The organism is Bacillus sp. BC08 (genome assembly GCF_054326875.1).
Genome location: NZ_JBTGPA010000031.1, coordinates 839,474 through 853,951, shown reverse-complemented (window position 1 = coordinate 853,951; position 14,478 = coordinate 839,474). Strand labels below are relative to the sequence as shown.

The following is a 14,478-nucleotide window of genomic DNA, read 5'->3' as shown; positions in this document are numbered from 1 at the left end:
CATGTAGTGAAGCATTTATTTTATATAAAGGAGGGTTAGTTGAGCGTATAGATAAGGGTTGGTCTTCGATTTAAGTTCTGAATTTTCTGTTTTTGGAATTGATATTAAGCACTCATTTGTATATTTTATAATAGTTTTTTGATAAAATCACTGCTTTCGCAGAGGGTTCTTTTTTATGAAAGAAACGTCAATTTTCTTCATATATATATACAAATTGGAGAAATGGGGGAGCGCTATGCGCGATTACTTAATTAAACCACTTGTTGGTCAGCCGTATCCAATGATTTCACATGGAAAAGGTGTGTATTTGTATGATCAAAACGGAAATAAATATTTTGATGGCTCGTCAGGGGCAATTACGGCAGGTATTGGGCATGGCGTAAAGGAGATTGCGGACGTTATCAAAAAGCAAGCAGAGGAGATTGCTTTTGTTTATAGATCACAGTTTACGAGTGAACCAGCTGAAAAATTAGCGAAGAAATTAAGCGATTTAAGTGTAGGAGATTTGAACTGGAGCTTTTTTGTGAATAGTGGTACGGAAGCAAATGAAACAGCTATGAAAATTGCAATCCAGCATTTTCAAGAGCGAGGTATTCAAGGAAAACATAAAATTTTGTCACGATGGATGAGTTATCACGGTATTACGATGGGAGCCTTATCAATGTCTGGGCATCCACTGCGCAGACAACGTTTCGTGTCAATTTTAGAAGATTATCCAACTATTCCAGCTCCATATTGTTTTAGATGTCCGGTGCAAAAGGTATATCCAACTTGTCAGCTTGCTTGTGCGACGGAACTAGAAAGATCAATTGAAAGAATTGGTGCAGAACATATCGCAGCTTTTATTGCTGAACCTATTATCGGAGCAGCTGGAGGCGCAGTCGTTCCGCCGAAAGAATATTATAAAGTCATTAAAGATATTTGTAGTCATTACGATATTTTATTTATTGCGGATGAAGTAATGACAGGGCTTGGTCGTACTGGCGCATGGTTTGCGATGGAGCATTGGGGTGTAGAACCAGATATTATGACTCTTGGTAAAGGTTTAGGGGCTGGATATACACCGATGGCAGCCACGATTGTAAGTGATCGTGTTATGGAGCCAATTTTACGTGGATCGCGTTCAGTTATGAGTGGGCATACTTTAAGTGCAAATCCATTATCTGCAGCAACAGCTCTAGCTGTTATTGAGTATATGGAGAAACATAATCTACCTGAAAAAACAGCAGAAAAAGGAGAGTATTTAATAAAAGGACTACAGAAAGTTCAGCAACAATCGACAATCATTGCTGATGTGCGCGGAAAAGGGTTGCTGATTGGAGTAGAATTGCAACCGTTTACAAAAGCGTCGGAACTAATTTCGGTTGCAGCTAAAAATGGTCTTCTTTTATACCAAGCTGTTTCAGGGCAAGCAGGAAAAGAAGATAGTGCACTGCTTGTAGCACCGCCGATGACAACTACATATTCCGAGTTAGATGAATTACTTTCAATTTTTGCAAAAAGTGTAGAAGAAATGATGCAAAAAGGAGGGCATAGTATCGCATGACAACTATTACGAATACATTTGATAAATTAAAAGAGATAGAGGAAGTAATTTCTTTGTTCCATGATGATATGACATTAATGTTTGGAGGGTTTGGGGGGATTGGATCCCCTCCATCTTTAATACAGGCGATTTTAGAAAAAGGAGTTACAAATTTAAATTTAATAGGAAATGACACGGGATTCCCTGATGTAGGAATCGGTCGACTTGTTACGAATGAAAGAGTAAAATCATTAATCACTTCACATATTGGTTCAAATCCAAATGCGGGAAGACAGCTAAACGAAGGAAGGTTGCAAATCGAGTTTTCTCCTCAAGGAACATTAGCAGAGCGTATTCGCGCTGGTGGTGTAGGACTTGGAGGCGTATTAGTGGATGTAGGTGTTGATACGATTGTAGAAGAGGGAAAACGTACAGTTGAAATGAATGGTAAGACATATTTAGTTGAAACAGCATTAACTGCTGAGGTTGCAATTGTATATGCGAAAAAAGCGGATCCGTTTGGTAATCTTGTGTTTGATAAAAGCGCTCGTAACATGAACCCTCACGTAGCAATGGCAGGGGATATAACGATTGTAGAAGCAGAGGAGATCGTTCCACTTGGAAGTTTAGATCCAGAAGAAATTGTTGTCCCAGGAGTGTTTGTAAATTATATCGTACCGTCGGAAGGAGTGAATTGGAAATGGGTATGGGCGTAGAAGTGAGAGATAAGATTGCTAGACGTGCGGCGAAAGAAATACAGAATGGTATGATTGTAAATTTAGGTATTGGCATACCATCGCTTGTACCGAATCATCTTCCTGACGATATAAACGTTATGTTTCATGCTGAAAATGGAATTGTAGGTATGGGACCTACGCCAAGCAAAGGGAATGAAGACGAAAATTTATGTAACGCAGCAGGTTTACCGACTTCTCTTATTACAGGAGCGAGTTATTTTGATAGTTGTACAGCGTTTGGGATGATTCGAAAAGGTTTATTAGACATAACGATTCTTGGTTCATTACAAGTAAGTGAGAATGGTGATTTAGCGAACTGGATTGTACCAGGAAAACGCGTTCCAGGTATTGGGGGAGCGATGGATTTGGCACAAAAAGCGAAGCGGGTCGTTGTTGTGATGAATCATGTTGATAAATACGGAAATGCAAAAATTGTTTCGGAGTGTACATTACCATTAACTTCAAAGAAATGTGTAGATTTAATTATTACGGATATGGCAGTTATGGAAGTGACGCAGGAGGGACTCATTTTACAAGAATTAATGAGCCCATACACAGTGGAAGATATAAGGAAACATACAGAAGCTGATTTCAAAATTGGCTCTAACTTACTAGTAATTGAATGAGGGGAGATGTAATATATGGAGCAATTAAAAAAGAAAATTTGTGATTATATCGAGAGTCATGAAGAGGAAAGCGTAAAATTTTTAAAACGATTAATTCAAGAAAAAAGCGTATCTGGTGATGAAAGTGGTGCGCAGGCAATTGTGATTGAAAAATTACGTGAGCTAGGTTTAGTTCTTGATATTTGGGAACCTTCATTTTCTAAAATGAAAGATCATCCTTATTTTGTATCACCGCGTACAAGTTTTTCAGATAGCCCGAACATAGTGGCAACTTTAAAAGGAAGTGGCGACGGGAAATCTATGATATTAAATGGACATATTGATGTCGTACCAGAAGGAGATGTGAATCAGTGGGACCATCACCCTTATAGTGGTGAGCAAATAGGGAATCGTATATATGGTCGTGGAACAACGGATATGAAAGGCGGAAATGTCTCACTAATGCTTGCGATGGAAGCCATTATTGAATCTGGTATTGAATTAAAAGGAGATATTTATTTTCAAAGTGTAATAGAAGAAGAAAGTGGCGGGGCAGGAACATTAGCGACTATATTACGAGGATATAAAGCGGATGGTGTTATTATTCCAGAACCGACAAATATGAAGTTTTTCCCGAAACAACAAGGGTCCATGTGGTTTCGTCTACATGTGAAAGGTAAAGCAGCACACGGTGGAACGCGTTATGAAGGAGTAAGTGCAATTGAAAAAGGTATGTTTGTTGTAGATCATTTGAGAAAATTGGAAGAGAAGAGAAATGATCGAATTACAGATCCATTATTTAAAGGAATCCCGATTCCAATTCCAATTAATATTGGAAAAATTGAAGGTGGGAGCTGGCCAAGTTCTGTTCCGGATTCGTTAATTTTAGAAGGAAGATGTGGTATTGCGCCGAATGAGACTATAGAGGCAGCAAAAGAAGAGTTCGAGAATTGGATCGCTGAATTAAATGCTGTGGACAATTGGTTTGTTGAAAATCCTGTAGAAGTAGAATGGTTTGGAGCGAGATGGGTTCCTGGTGAACTAGAAGAAAATCATGAGTTAATTACGACACTCGAGCATAACTTTGTTGAAATCGAAGGGAACAAACCAATTATTGAAGCATCTCCTTGGGGGACTGATGGAGGTTTATTTACACAAATCGCAGGTGTACCAACGATAGTATTTGGTCCAGGTGAGACGAAAGTAGCCCATTATCCAAACGAATATATAGAAGTTGATAAAATGATAGCTGCCGCAAAAGTCATTGCATGTACATTACTAGATTGGTGTGAGGTGAAAAAATGAAATACTATGAATCTTTTAGCGAACAGACGAATGGCTATACAGTAGAAGGCGTTTTAGACTATTTTAATAAACGTATTCGAGTAGACCACTACACAGGAAATATCGAGAGGATTATCCAAACAATTGACGAATTAGCAGAGAAGCATTCTTTCACTAAATGTATTATTAAAGGAAAGGGAGAGCATGTTTCTACATGGCTCTCTTTCGGTTTTTTATTGGAAGCAACAATACCGCATTATTTTCAAGGTCATGATGCATACTTCTTCGTGAAATTTATTAATGATGAAAGACGAAATAGTATTCATTGGGTTGAGGAAGATACCATCTTAAGCGGTGTTAAAGCAAAAGAAGTAAAGGAAAAAATAGTCCCGGAGAAATTTCTATTAAGAAAAGCGACAGAAGAGGATGCGGAAGAATTAGCGGTTGTCTTTGGAAAAGTATTTGAGGTTTATCCGACTCCTTTAAACGAAGCAAGTTATGTAAAACAAACGATGAAAGAAGACGATACAATATACTATGTGTATGAATTCGAGGGGAAAATAATTAGTACAGCATCTGCAGAAATGAATATAAAAGAAGGGAATGCAGAATTAACGAATTGTGCTACGTTACCCGAATATCGTAAGCATGGGTTTATGAAAAGTTTACTAATTAAGTTAGAAGAAGAACTGCAAGAAAAATCGATTTTCTGTTCCTATACAATTGCCCGATCACTTTCCTTCGGAATGAATGCGGCCTTTCATCAGTTAGGTTATATGTATACAGGAAGACTGGCGAACAATTGCTACATTTTCGATAAGCTGGAAGATATGAATATATGGGTGAAAGATTTGTCTAAATAGTACGGTATAAAAATAGAACGGAATCGTCATGCTTATAATCGCATATAGGTATGCCGGAAATTCGGCACAGGATTGCTGAATTTTCGGCAAAAGGGGGGATGACATTGCTAGCAGTTTCGACACAAGAAGTCATTGAAGCGATTTTGGGCAGTATTGATGAGGCTATACATGCAGTAGATGAAAATGGTATTACAATTTTTTATAATACCGTAGCTGCAAAACACGATGGGTCAAAAATTGAAAAAGTGTTAGGTAAACATTTATTAGAAGCGTTTCCTTCTTTATCTAGGGAAACAAGTACGTTGATGAAAGTGTTAGATACAAAAAAGCCAATCGTTCATCAAGTGCAACATTATCAAAATTTAAATGGGGAAGACATTTGTACAGTAAATACGACGTTACCTATTTTTATAGATGGAAATATTGCTGGGGCTGTTGAAATTGCTAAGGATTATTCCACAGTTCAAAAACTTACGGATACAATTGTCGATTTACAGTCGAAAATAAAGCGATCATCTAGAAAAAAAGCAATTAAAAAGCATGTTGCATTTGATACGATCGTGACGAATGATGCCCGGTTTAAACAGACGAAAGAATTAGCACAAAAAGTAGCTCCAACGGATGCAAATGTTTTAATATATGGGGAAACAGGAACAGGGAAAGAGCTATTTGTACAAGCGATTCATGAAGCTTCTAAACGGAAGAACAAGCCATTTATTGCACAAAACTGCGCAGCGTTGCCAGAGTCGCTATTAGAAAGTTTATTGTTCGGAACGACGAAGGGTAGCTATACTGGAGCAATTGAACGAGCGGGATTATTTGAACTTGTAGATGGTGGGACATTGTTTTTAGACGAACTGAATTCAATGCCGCTCGATTTACAAGCGAAAATGCTACGTGTATTAGAAGATGGTGTTATTCGTCGAATTGGTGATAATAAGACGAGAAAAGTAGATGTTCGTGTAATTACGGCAATGAATCAGCCACCAGAAGTATGTTTAAGAGAGAATAAAATTCGTACTGATTTATATTATCGATTAAATGTCTTTTCATTATATATTCCGCCGTTACGTGAAAGAACTGAGGATGTATTATTATTAGCGTCTTATTTTTTGAACGAATATAATAAAAGTTATAAAAAAGGTGTACTTCAAATGGATAAGGAAGCGAAAGAAAGACTAGAAGCTTACCAATGGCCTGGAAATGTTCGGGAGCTAAAACATACGATTGAACATGCTGTCATTATTGCAGAAGGTAATACATTAACAGCCAATTGTTTACCGCGTACATTTCGGAAAGATAGTCTTCCGAAGAAGAAGAACATATTGCCTCTTAGAGAAGCACTTCATCAAACGGAAAAAGAATTAATAGATCAAGCGTTAATTGAAACGGAAGGGAATATATTACAAGCTGCAAAAATGTTAGGTATCCCTCGCCAAACGCTTCAATATAAACTGAGTAAGTACGACAAAACCGCCGAATAATTGGCGGTTTTTGTGTGTTTGCACCAATAAAAGAGCGTTTACATATATAAAAAGTAATGAATATGATAGTATGTATGAATTTCATACAGTGCTTAAAAATATTTTTTTGCTTATGTAATAGCGTTCTCCGTACATTTACTTATCAATAATGTAAAGTTGGCATAACTATTGCTTATATAAAGGATGAGCGTATAAAAAGGGGGAATAGCAATGTTACATGATGTATACAAACCAAATCGTCACTGGAAAGATATCGAGTTGTGGAAGGATGTTACTGAAGAACAATGGAATGATTGGGTTTGGCAATTAACGAATACGATCAAAACGTTAGATGACTTAAAGAAAGTGATTAATTTAATACCTGAAGAAGAAGAAGGCGTTAAAATTTCAACGAAAACGATCCCGTTAAATATTACACCGTACTATGCTTGGCTAATGAATCCTGATGACCCACGCTGTCCGATTCGGATGCAATCTGTACCGATCTCGGAAGAGTTATATAAAACAAAATATGATTTAGAAGATCCGCTTCATGAAGATGAAGATTCACCAGTTCCAGGGTTAACACATCGTTATCCTGACCGCGTATTATTCTTAGTAACGAATCAATGTTCTATGTATTGTCGTTACTGTACACGCCGTCGTTTTAGTGGACAAATTGGAATGGGTGTGCCAAAGAAACAATTAGATGATGCAATTGGTTACATTCGTGATACACCACAAGTACGAGATGTATTAATTTCTGGTGGTGACGGTCTTCTTATTAACGATAAAATTTTAGAATATGTATTAAAAAATTTACGAGAGATTCCGCATGTCGAGATTATTCGTATCGGAACGAGAGCTCCGGTAGTATTCCCGCAGCGTATTACAGAAAACTTATGTAACATTATTAAAAAATATCATCCAGTATGGTTAAATACACATTTCAATACTTCTATTGAAATTACAGAAGAGTCTAAAAAAGCATGTGAAATGCTAGCGAATGCTGGTGTTCCAATCGGAAACCAAGCAGTAATTTTAGCTGGTATTAACGACAGCGTTCCAATTATGAAAAAACTTATGCATGACTTAGTAAAAATCCGTGTACGCCCATACTATATTTATCAATGTGACTTATCTGAAGGCATTGGTCATTTCCGTGCACCAGTATCTAAAGGTCTTGAAATTATTGAAGGTTTACGCGGTCATACATCTGGCTATGCAGTTCCAACATTCGTTGTTGATGCACCAGGAGGAGGCGGCAAAATTGCGCTTCAACCAAACTATTTAATTTCGCAAAGTGCGGATAAAGTTGTACTTCGTAACTTTGAAGGCGTTATTACAACGTATCCAGAACCAGAGAGCTATATCCCAGGAAGAGCAGAAGGGTACTTTAAAGAAATCTATCCAAACTACGAAGAAAAACGTTCAGATGTTGGTATCGCAGGTCTTATGAGTGATAAGAAATTTAACCTTGTTCCAGACGACTTACAGCGTATGAACCGTCGTAAAGACTATGAAGATAATGACACTCATGCATCACTAAAAGATAAACGTGATAAGCGCGATCAACTTAAAGATAAAAAGTACCAATCGCAAATGGCTAAATTAGAAGAAAACGACAAAAAAAATGAGGGTGATGCAGTATGAATTGTATGTGGTGTGACAGTACAGAAGCGAAAGAAAGCTTGAATACTGTATATTGGGAATTGCCAGATGGTACGAAAGCCATTGAAATCCAAGAGACACCATGCATTTCTTGTTCCTCATGTGGTATGGACTATCAAGCTGATCAAACAGTGAAAGAAATAGAAGATCAATTGTTTCTAATTTATACGAAAGATTTACCAAAACAACTAACATATGAAGAATTAATGGGAAGACCACGTCTATTAAAAAGAAATTATTTCGACTTTTAACCAGCTTTTATGCTGGTTTTTTTCTATTTTGCCTTGTATAATGTATCCAAGTTAGAAAGGTAGGGAATATTTTTGAAAAAGACATTTTACCACTATATGATGAAGCATCGTGCCGCTTTATTTAGTAATGAAATTTCGAATTTAGCAGAGGCAATGTACGATGATTTAAGCTTTCCGAAGCAATCAGAAGATTACGATGAAATTAGTTCATACTTAGAATTAAGTGGAATGCTAGAAAGTATGTCTATATTTGATGAAGCTTGGGATTTATACATACAAGAGAGATAAAAATAATATGAAAATTTTGACGTGAAGCTAGTCTATTTGCTAGCTTTTTTTACGTTGCAAAAAAAATTTCATATGGTGATATTTTTTATTGAAAAAATTTATGAATATACGCTTCTGTGATAAGCGTTTTTATGTAGGTTGCATATACTGTTATCAAAATCACGACGTCAAAAAAAGGAGAGATATAGATGGCAAGGAAAAAGCAACCTAAATATAACGTAGGGGACATAGTCGTGATTACGCTATATGGAACCGTTGGTAAAATCACAAATATGAAGGTTTTAGATGGAGTTTACGTTTACGAAGTCAATAATCACGATGGGTTTTACGTAGAGCAAACATTGCAGCACGTTTCAGAGCAAGATATGAAAAAAGGTGAAACTGAGTGGATTGAATTAAATTATAATTTCACATTTGGTGATCTCGTGCAAGTAACAGGATATGATAAAGATGTGTTTCGTATTGTTGGTTTTCGTACAGAAGTATGGAGATATAAAAATGACGCATGGGAAGATACAATATACGAATTGTCACGAATTACGGATGGTGAATGGTTAGAAGCGGATGAGTCAGATTTAACGTTACTTGCCAATGCTCAAACGGCAAATGCAATTTTGAAGAAAATGAAACAAGATAAAGCTGGTATGAATAAATTAGATTTAGGAAAATTAAAGTCAATTAACAACTCAAAAAAAGTGAGTGTTAAGACAAATCGTCAAGAAATCATTGATGGATTACTTGATATTTATAACGATTATCAATTGTTATTCGATACATTTAAAGATGAAGAGTACAAAATTGTTATGGATGTTGTTCATAATTATTTAGTTAAATTGACAGAGAAAAAATAGTTAACTAGAAAGAGAGAATGAATTGAACAACAACATATGCAGTATAAGGTATGCCTACAATTATTAAAAAAATAAAAAGCCATTTAATAAGAGAGTCTGCCCATTGATCTTCATGCATGAACTCTTCTTTTGTTTGCCCTACTTCTTGTTCTACCTCATATTGATATTCCATAATTAAATCCCCCTTTTTGATAGCTTGTACTACCATCGTATGCATCTCGTCCAAAGGATATGACCTATAAAAAAAGAAAAACTATTTTTCTAATCTCATATACATATTTTTGAGATTTTTTCATAAAACAGAAATAAAGGAGTGATGCTCATGAAGGAAATTGAAGTCGTAATTGATACGGAAGAGATTGCGGAGTTTTTTTATGAGCAACTAATTGAAAGAGGATACGTCCCAAAACGAGAAGAAATTGAAGATCTCGCAGACATTACATTCGAGTACTTATTAGAGAAATGTATGATTGATGAAGTGTTTGATGAAGAGGATGAGTGAAAGTAACGACGGGCTTAACTCGTCGTTTTTTACTCTTTACAAACTTGTCACAAATATAGTCGGTAATAGTTGGTATAATTAAAAGAAAATTTTACTCAAGAGGTGAAGGGATGTTCAAAAAAATTATTGATTCTTTATTAGGTAGGAAAAAATATCGTTCGTATTCTAGTAGTGATTATCGTCATAGAGGTCGCTCTTATTCAAGTAGCGATTATAAACGACGTTCATCTGGTTATGGACATCAGCATTATAAAAGAAAGCGTAAAAGCCGTAGCTTCTTTTCAAGTAGCTGATGAAATGGCGTCGTATACTAGCTTTATTTGATAGACCACTGCGAAAAAATACTATCGTTGCAGAACGTTATAAAATTGAATCAGTAATTGGAATGGGCAGTTATGGGGTTACATATGTCGTTAATGACTTACAAATAAATAGATATAAAGTCTTAAAACAATTAAGGCAAAGTAAACAAAGATATGAATCTGGGAGAAAATCATTTGAACAAGAGAAAATGATCTTACAAACATTAAATCATCATGCAATTCCTAGTTTATATGATCATTTCGTATGGGAGAAAAAAAGCTTTTTTGTGATGGAGTATATGCCTGGTGAAAATTTCGAAGATTATATTTTCTTGGATGGGCATGTATATACAGAACGTGAAGTTTTTAAAATTTTATATGAAATATTAGAAATTGTATCGGTGTTTCATAGTAAAGGGATTATTCACCGAGATTTACGCATTCCGAATATATTAATGAAAGAAAATCGAATTAGTATTATTGATTTTGGTTTGGCTAAATTGAAGGGTGAGGGTGATGAACGAGCTATAACTTATGAAGGTGAACAAGCTTTGATGCGAGAAGTTCAGTTTCGTAGCGATTTTTATGCGCTGGGTCATTTCTCATTATTTTTATTATATGCAGGCTATGAATCTAATGAAAAACATGAAAAACCATGGTATGACGAATTAACTTTAGAAAATTATAACCGTGAAATACTTATGCGAATGTTACAAATAAAAACGCCGTACTATGAAAATGTACAAGATTTAAAAAAAGATATAGCTTTTGCTTTAGAAAGGATGGAGGATACATGTTTCAAAAGTTTTTAGCAAGCGTTGGTATTGGTAATGCAAAAGTAGATACAGTTCTTGAAAAAGATGAGTATATTGTTGGAGAAGAGATACTAGGTAAGGTTCATATAACTGGTGGTTCAGTTAGCCAACAAATTGAAAGCATTTACTTAACGTTATCAACATCGTATGTACGAGAAGTTGATGATAAAAAAGTAACAGCAACTTATGATTTAGAGCGAGTTCGGTTAACAGAACCTTTTTCTGTTGAGCCGAATGAAAAAAAAGAAATTCCATTTTCATTTGTAATGCCAGTGGAAACGCCGCTTACACTTGGAATGAAAACAGTTTGGGTGCATACAGGCCTTGATATTAAACGCAGTATAGATCCAAGTGATCGAGATCACATTCAAGTGTTGCCAAATGCATTATTAAATAGTGTGTTAGAGAGTGTACAACAATTAGGTTTTAAAGCGCGTCATATAGAATGTGAAGAATTACCGTATCGATTACGTAAGCAAGTTCCATTTGCGCAAGAATTTGAGTTTGTTCCGGTTTCCGGAGAGTATTATGGGAAATTAGATGAACTAGAATTATTAATCTTGCCAAGCGCCTACGATCGACTAGAGATTATTATGGAAGTAGACAGAAAATCTCGCGGATTAGCAGGTTTATTTGCAGAAGCGCTTGATCTTGACGAGAAAGTGATTCGCTTTACAGTAACGAATGAAGATATTCCAGCAATGAAAGAAAAAATTAACAATTATATTTTTTAATAAACTATGCATAAAAAAGAAATGGAGAGGAAAACTAAAACAACCGCTCCATTTTTTTGCATAGTGAGGTTATGTATGTGAAACGATATCGACATTTATACTTGTTAAGTTTTACGCTACTCATTTGTTTTGTCGTATTATCACTTTCGTATCATACCGCTTGTATTGAGAAATTTGACAATATAGTCGCGCATTTTATTCAAAGTTTTCGAAACGATTATTTGACAGCCTATTTTACTTGGGTGTCTTTTATCGGTTCCAAAAGAATATATTTTCCGTTGCTCATTATTCTTGTAATGTATTTTCTCGTTAGAAAAAAATTGCTTAGTGCATTACTTCTAACAATTAATTATTATGGATCTCGTTATTTAAACAGTATGCTTAAACTATGGTACGAACGAGCAAGACCTGATGTAACGCAGCTTGTTACGGCAACTGGATATAGTTTTCCGAGCGGTCATACGATGAATGCTACTGCTTTTTTAGGATTTATTGCATACGTCACCATTACTGAAGAACGAATTACATTGCATAAAAAATTGTTGATTATTTTTATAGCGAGCTTTGTTGTATTATCTATTTCAGTTAGCCGAATATATCTTGGCGTGCACTATCCATCTGACATATTAGCAGGATGGGCAGCTGGCGGTAGCTGGCTCGTTTTATGTGTTATATTTCATAAAACGTTCATGAAAAAAGAACCTATGTCATAATAGGTTCTTTTTTCATTGGTTCCACATGAATGTGTGCATGGTAAATGCCAAACTGCTTCCGAAGCATAGCCTCGATGTTGTCAGTAATACAATGACTTTCACCAACATCCATTCGAGCATCAACCTCAATTGTAATATCAACGTACGTTTGATTCCCGTACATACGCGCGCGAATGTCTACGATGTTTTCCACACCGCCAATATGTTCAATAGCATCAGCGTACTCTTCCATCTTATCTGGATCGATTCCATCCGTTAACATATGAGAAGCCTCTACGAAAATCTCCCATGCAGTTTTACAAATAATAAGGCCGACAAGTAAAGCGGCAATAGGATCTAAAATAGGCATTTGGAACTGCGAACCGACAATACCTACTACTGTACCGATACTTACGAGAGCATCTGATAAATTATCCTTTGCAGCAGCTTCTAATGATTTACTTTTTGTGCGCGCTGCAATCTTTTTCGTATATAAATACACAAAGTACATAACGACAGCAGAAAATAAGGCTACCCATGCGGCAAGTACATTAGGCGCTGCTTGTTTCGGATTGAAAAAAGATTGAATGGCACTAATAACAACCTCTAATCCGACCGTTGCCATAATAAAAGAAGCAACAAGTGATGCAATTTGTTCTGCGCGCGAATGCCCATAAGGATGATCTGGGTCACGAGGTTTACGAGAGATTTTTAGACCAATTAATATCGCTAAAGAAGCACCGATATCCGTTAAGTTATTTAAACCGTCAGCACGTAATGCGCTAGAGAGGGTAATATAACTGATGATGATTTTCATAGAGGATAAAAATATGTAGGCCATAATGCTGACAATAGCACCTTTATCAGCTTCTTTATGAGAAAGAGTATCCATTTTAATCACTCACCTTTCTACAAGGAATTTCTTTCTATAAATAGAGTACCAAACGAAACTCGTGTGGGTCTATACAAACATTGTTGACGTTTTTTAGCTTTTTAAGAAGGGGATAACAAAGTTTCGTGAAGGAAAAATATGTTGTAAAGTGCAAAGTTAGGGTGTAAACGCGATTTTGATTGAGGGATAGGTGAATCAGTATACTACACTGCTGAAAGATGATTGGGCAAAATAAAAACCCTCTAGAAAATATTTTTCAGAGGGTTTTCATCTTAGTATGCTTCTAAAAACTCAGTAACTTGCTCTTCAGTTTTTGCGTTAGCACTATGTAAGTGGCCTAGCTTCTCGCCATTTTGATATACAAGTAAACTTGGAATACCCATTACTTGATACTCTTCAGCGATACTTGGGAACTCATCTTTATTAATAGAATACCATTCAAACTTATTGAACTCTTCCATTACATCTCCGATAAAGTTGTCCATACGTACACAATCTGGGCACCATGTAGTAAAGAATTTAACAACTACTGGCTCCTCACTTGCGATGATGTCTTTGAATTCCTGTTCTGATTTGATTTCTTTCATGTTTTGTTTCTCCTTTTTCACTATTAATATTTTAGGTTGATTAGTTGGTGTATTTGCTGTGAAACGAAAACTTTTAACGAGAGTTTTCTTTCCGAATAATTCGTTTGCAAATTGATTCACCGTAGTTTCTTAAATTCCTGGTACAACAATCTCATTAAGTGTCCAGTGTGATACCTACTAAACGTTTACTTGTAATCTTTTAGATCATAGAAACGAATATTAGGAACCTTACTTTTCTTTATAAGCTTTTTCATGAGCTGTGTCAAACTTCTGAATTATAAGGTATAAGTAGGATAGATCAAATTGTATTCATGATAGCCATCGCTATAACGTACTTTTCCCCAGATGTTTATGAAGCGCCTGTAATGTAATGCCGGATAATCTCTTTCAAGTACTTAGGGAAGGTAAAAGGTGGA

General features: G+C 35.9%; 18 protein-coding genes. 15 read left to right on the top strand and 3 right to left on the bottom strand.

The genetic code is table 11. The annotated features are described in order from the left end of the window. Window positions 1-235 precede the first annotated feature (235 nt). The 10 genes from ACXVYO_RS14970 to ACXVYO_RS14925 all read left to right on the top strand — a co-directional run bounded on the left by ACXVYO_RS14970 (window position 236) and on the right by ACXVYO_RS14925 (window position 9,538). Entirely contained in the window at window positions 236-1,546 is a 1,311-nt protein-coding gene (locus ACXVYO_RS14970; protein WP_001205889.1) for an aspartate aminotransferase family protein, read from the top strand. Continuing rightward, on the top strand, window positions 1,543-2,241 hold the full coding sequence (atoD, locus tag ACXVYO_RS14965) for an acetate CoA-transferase subunit alpha (protein WP_000208097.1): 699 nt from the start codon (window positions 1,543-1,545) through the stop codon (window positions 2,239-2,241). The genes ACXVYO_RS14970 and atoD overlap by 4 nt, the downstream gene beginning before the upstream one ends. Further along, window positions 2,226-2,888: a CoA transferase subunit B gene (locus tag ACXVYO_RS14960; protein ID WP_458467629.1), complete on the top strand. Its 663-nt coding sequence runs from the start codon at window positions 2,226-2,228 to the stop codon at window positions 2,886-2,888. Before atoD ends, ACXVYO_RS14960 begins: the two co-directional genes overlap by 16 nt. Window positions 2,889-2,903: 15 nt before the next feature. Then, window positions 2,904-4,172: a peptidase gene (locus ACXVYO_RS14955; protein WP_458467628.1), complete on the top strand. Its 1,269-nt coding sequence runs from the start codon at window positions 2,904-2,906 to the stop codon at window positions 4,170-4,172. After that, window positions 4,169-5,014, top strand: coding sequence for a putative beta-lysine N-acetyltransferase (gene ablB, locus ACXVYO_RS14950; protein WP_458467627.1), 846 nt, complete (start codon window positions 4,169-4,171; stop codon window positions 5,012-5,014). The genes ACXVYO_RS14955 and ablB overlap by 4 nt, the downstream gene beginning before the upstream one ends. Window positions 5,015-5,112: 98 nt before the next feature. Continuing rightward, window positions 5,113-6,498: an arginine utilization transcriptional regulator RocR gene (gene rocR / locus ACXVYO_RS14945; RefSeq protein ID WP_458467626.1), complete on the top strand. Its 1,386-nt coding sequence runs from the start codon at window positions 5,113-5,115 to the stop codon at window positions 6,496-6,498. A 210-nt stretch (window positions 6,499-6,708) separates the two neighbouring features. Next, entirely contained in the window at window positions 6,709-8,130 is a 1,422-nt protein-coding gene (kamA, locus tag ACXVYO_RS14940) for a lysine 2,3-aminomutase (RefSeq protein WP_429704939.1), read from the top strand. Then, window positions 8,127-8,399, top strand: a complete 273-nt coding sequence (locus tag ACXVYO_RS14935; RefSeq protein ID WP_000995761.1) for a YokU family protein — start codon at window positions 8,127-8,129, stop codon at window positions 8,397-8,399. Before kamA ends, ACXVYO_RS14935 begins: the two co-directional genes overlap by 4 nt. Before the next feature lie 72 nt (window positions 8,400-8,471). Beyond that, on the top strand, window positions 8,472-8,687 hold the full coding sequence (locus ACXVYO_RS14930; RefSeq protein WP_000750725.1) for a YozE family protein: 216 nt from the start codon (window positions 8,472-8,474) through the stop codon (window positions 8,685-8,687). A gap of 188 nt (window positions 8,688-8,875) precedes the next feature. After that, complete coding sequence (locus ACXVYO_RS14925; protein ID WP_000101496.1) at window positions 8,876-9,538, top strand: hypothetical protein; 663 nt, start codon at window positions 8,876-8,878, stop codon at window positions 9,536-9,538. Window positions 9,539-9,542: 4 nt separating this feature from the next. Here ACXVYO_RS14925 and ACXVYO_RS14920 read toward each other — a convergent pair whose 3' ends face one another. Next, on the bottom strand, window positions 9,543-9,710 hold the full coding sequence (locus ACXVYO_RS14920) for a DUF3930 family protein (RefSeq protein WP_000456535.1): 168 nt from the start codon (window positions 9,708-9,710) through the stop codon (window positions 9,543-9,545). Between the two features lie 150 nt (window positions 9,711-9,860). Between ACXVYO_RS14920 and ACXVYO_RS14915 the strand changes: the two genes are divergently transcribed. From ACXVYO_RS14915 to ACXVYO_RS14895, 5 genes are all read left to right on the top strand, one after another. Next, window positions 9,861-10,040 carry a YozD family protein gene (locus tag ACXVYO_RS14915; RefSeq protein WP_000658451.1) on the top strand — a complete coding sequence of 60 codons (180 nt, stop codon included), beginning with the start codon at window positions 9,861-9,863 and terminating at the stop codon, window positions 10,038-10,040. A gap of 110 nt (window positions 10,041-10,150) precedes the next feature. Then, the gene (locus ACXVYO_RS14910; RefSeq protein ID WP_000473374.1) at window positions 10,151-10,333 is read left to right on the top strand and encodes a hypothetical protein; all 183 of its coding nucleotides are present in this window, start codon (window positions 10,151-10,153) and stop codon (window positions 10,331-10,333) included. Then, window positions 10,333-11,154 carry a serine/threonine protein kinase gene (locus tag ACXVYO_RS14905; RefSeq protein WP_458467625.1) on the top strand — a complete coding sequence of 274 codons (822 nt, stop codon included), beginning with the start codon at window positions 10,333-10,335 and terminating at the stop codon, window positions 11,152-11,154. The genes ACXVYO_RS14910 and ACXVYO_RS14905 overlap by 1 nt, the downstream gene beginning before the upstream one ends. Continuing rightward, on the top strand, window positions 11,136-11,891 hold the full coding sequence (locus ACXVYO_RS14900) for a sporulation protein (protein WP_458467624.1): 756 nt from the start codon (window positions 11,136-11,138) through the stop codon (window positions 11,889-11,891). The genes ACXVYO_RS14905 and ACXVYO_RS14900 overlap by 19 nt, the downstream gene beginning before the upstream one ends. Window positions 11,892-11,968: 77 nt before the next feature. Next, window positions 11,969-12,604 (top strand): phosphatase PAP2 family protein, encoded by a 636-nt coding sequence (locus tag ACXVYO_RS14895; protein ID WP_033656043.1) that lies wholly within the window; start codon window positions 11,969-11,971, stop codon window positions 12,602-12,604. On the opposite strand, the gene ACXVYO_RS14890 is transcribed toward ACXVYO_RS14895, so the two are convergent. Together ACXVYO_RS14890 and ACXVYO_RS14885 are read right to left on the bottom strand one after the other, a co-directional pair. After that, window positions 12,594-13,475 carry a cation diffusion facilitator family transporter gene (locus ACXVYO_RS14890; RefSeq protein ID WP_458467623.1) on the bottom strand — a complete coding sequence of 294 codons (882 nt, stop codon included), beginning with the start codon at window positions 13,473-13,475 and terminating at the stop codon, window positions 12,594-12,596. The genes ACXVYO_RS14895 and ACXVYO_RS14890 overlap by 11 nt on opposite strands. Window positions 13,476-13,747: 272 nt before the next feature. Further along, window positions 13,748-14,062 carry a thioredoxin family protein gene (locus ACXVYO_RS14885; RefSeq protein WP_000658777.1) on the bottom strand — a complete coding sequence of 105 codons (315 nt, stop codon included), beginning with the start codon at window positions 14,060-14,062 and terminating at the stop codon, window positions 13,748-13,750. Window positions 14,063-14,478 lie beyond the last annotated feature (416 nt).

Excerpts from the sequence above, each read along its gene's own strand:
- ACXVYO_RS14970 (WP_001205889.1), top strand. The coding sequence starts at position 236 with ATGCGCGATTACTTAATTAAACCACTTGTTGGTCAGCCGTATCCAATG.
- ACXVYO_RS14885 (WP_000658777.1), bottom strand. The coding sequence starts at position 14,062 with ATGAAAGAAATCAAATCAGAACAGGAATTCAAAGACATCATCGCAAGT.
- ACXVYO_RS14900 (WP_458467624.1), top strand. The coding sequence starts at position 11,136 with ATGTTTCAAAAGTTTTTAGCAAGCGTTGGTATTGGTAATGCAAAAGTA.
- ACXVYO_RS14890 (WP_458467623.1), bottom strand. The coding sequence starts at position 13,475 with ATGGATACTCTTTCTCATAAAGAAGCTGATAAAGGTGCTATTGTCAGC.
- ACXVYO_RS14910 (WP_000473374.1), top strand. The coding sequence starts at position 10,151 with ATGTTCAAAAAAATTATTGATTCTTTATTAGGTAGGAAAAAATATCGT.
- atoD (WP_000208097.1), top strand. The coding sequence starts at position 1,543 with ATGACAACTATTACGAATACATTTGATAAATTAAAAGAGATAGAGGAA.
- ACXVYO_RS14935 (WP_000995761.1), top strand. The coding sequence starts at position 8,127 with ATGAATTGTATGTGGTGTGACAGTACAGAAGCGAAAGAAAGCTTGAAT.
- ACXVYO_RS14955 (WP_458467628.1), top strand. The coding sequence starts at position 2,904 with ATGGAGCAATTAAAAAAGAAAATTTGTGATTATATCGAGAGTCATGAA.
- ablB (WP_458467627.1), top strand. The coding sequence starts at position 4,169 with ATGAAATACTATGAATCTTTTAGCGAACAGACGAATGGCTATACAGTA.
- rocR (WP_458467626.1), top strand. The coding sequence starts at position 5,113 with ATGACATTGCTAGCAGTTTCGACACAAGAAGTCATTGAAGCGATTTTG.
- ACXVYO_RS14960 (WP_458467629.1), top strand. The coding sequence starts at position 2,226 with ATGGGTATGGGCGTAGAAGTGAGAGATAAGATTGCTAGACGTGCGGCG.
- ACXVYO_RS14920 (WP_000456535.1), bottom strand. The coding sequence starts at position 9,710 with ATGGAATATCAATATGAGGTAGAACAAGAAGTAGGGCAAACAAAAGAA.
- kamA (WP_429704939.1), top strand. The coding sequence starts at position 6,709 with ATGTTACATGATGTATACAAACCAAATCGTCACTGGAAAGATATCGAG.
- ACXVYO_RS14925 (WP_000101496.1), top strand. The coding sequence starts at position 8,876 with ATGGCAAGGAAAAAGCAACCTAAATATAACGTAGGGGACATAGTCGTG.
- ACXVYO_RS14905 (WP_458467625.1), top strand. The coding sequence starts at position 10,333 with ATGAAATGGCGTCGTATACTAGCTTTATTTGATAGACCACTGCGAAAA.
- ACXVYO_RS14915 (WP_000658451.1), top strand. The coding sequence starts at position 9,861 with ATGAAGGAAATTGAAGTCGTAATTGATACGGAAGAGATTGCGGAGTTT.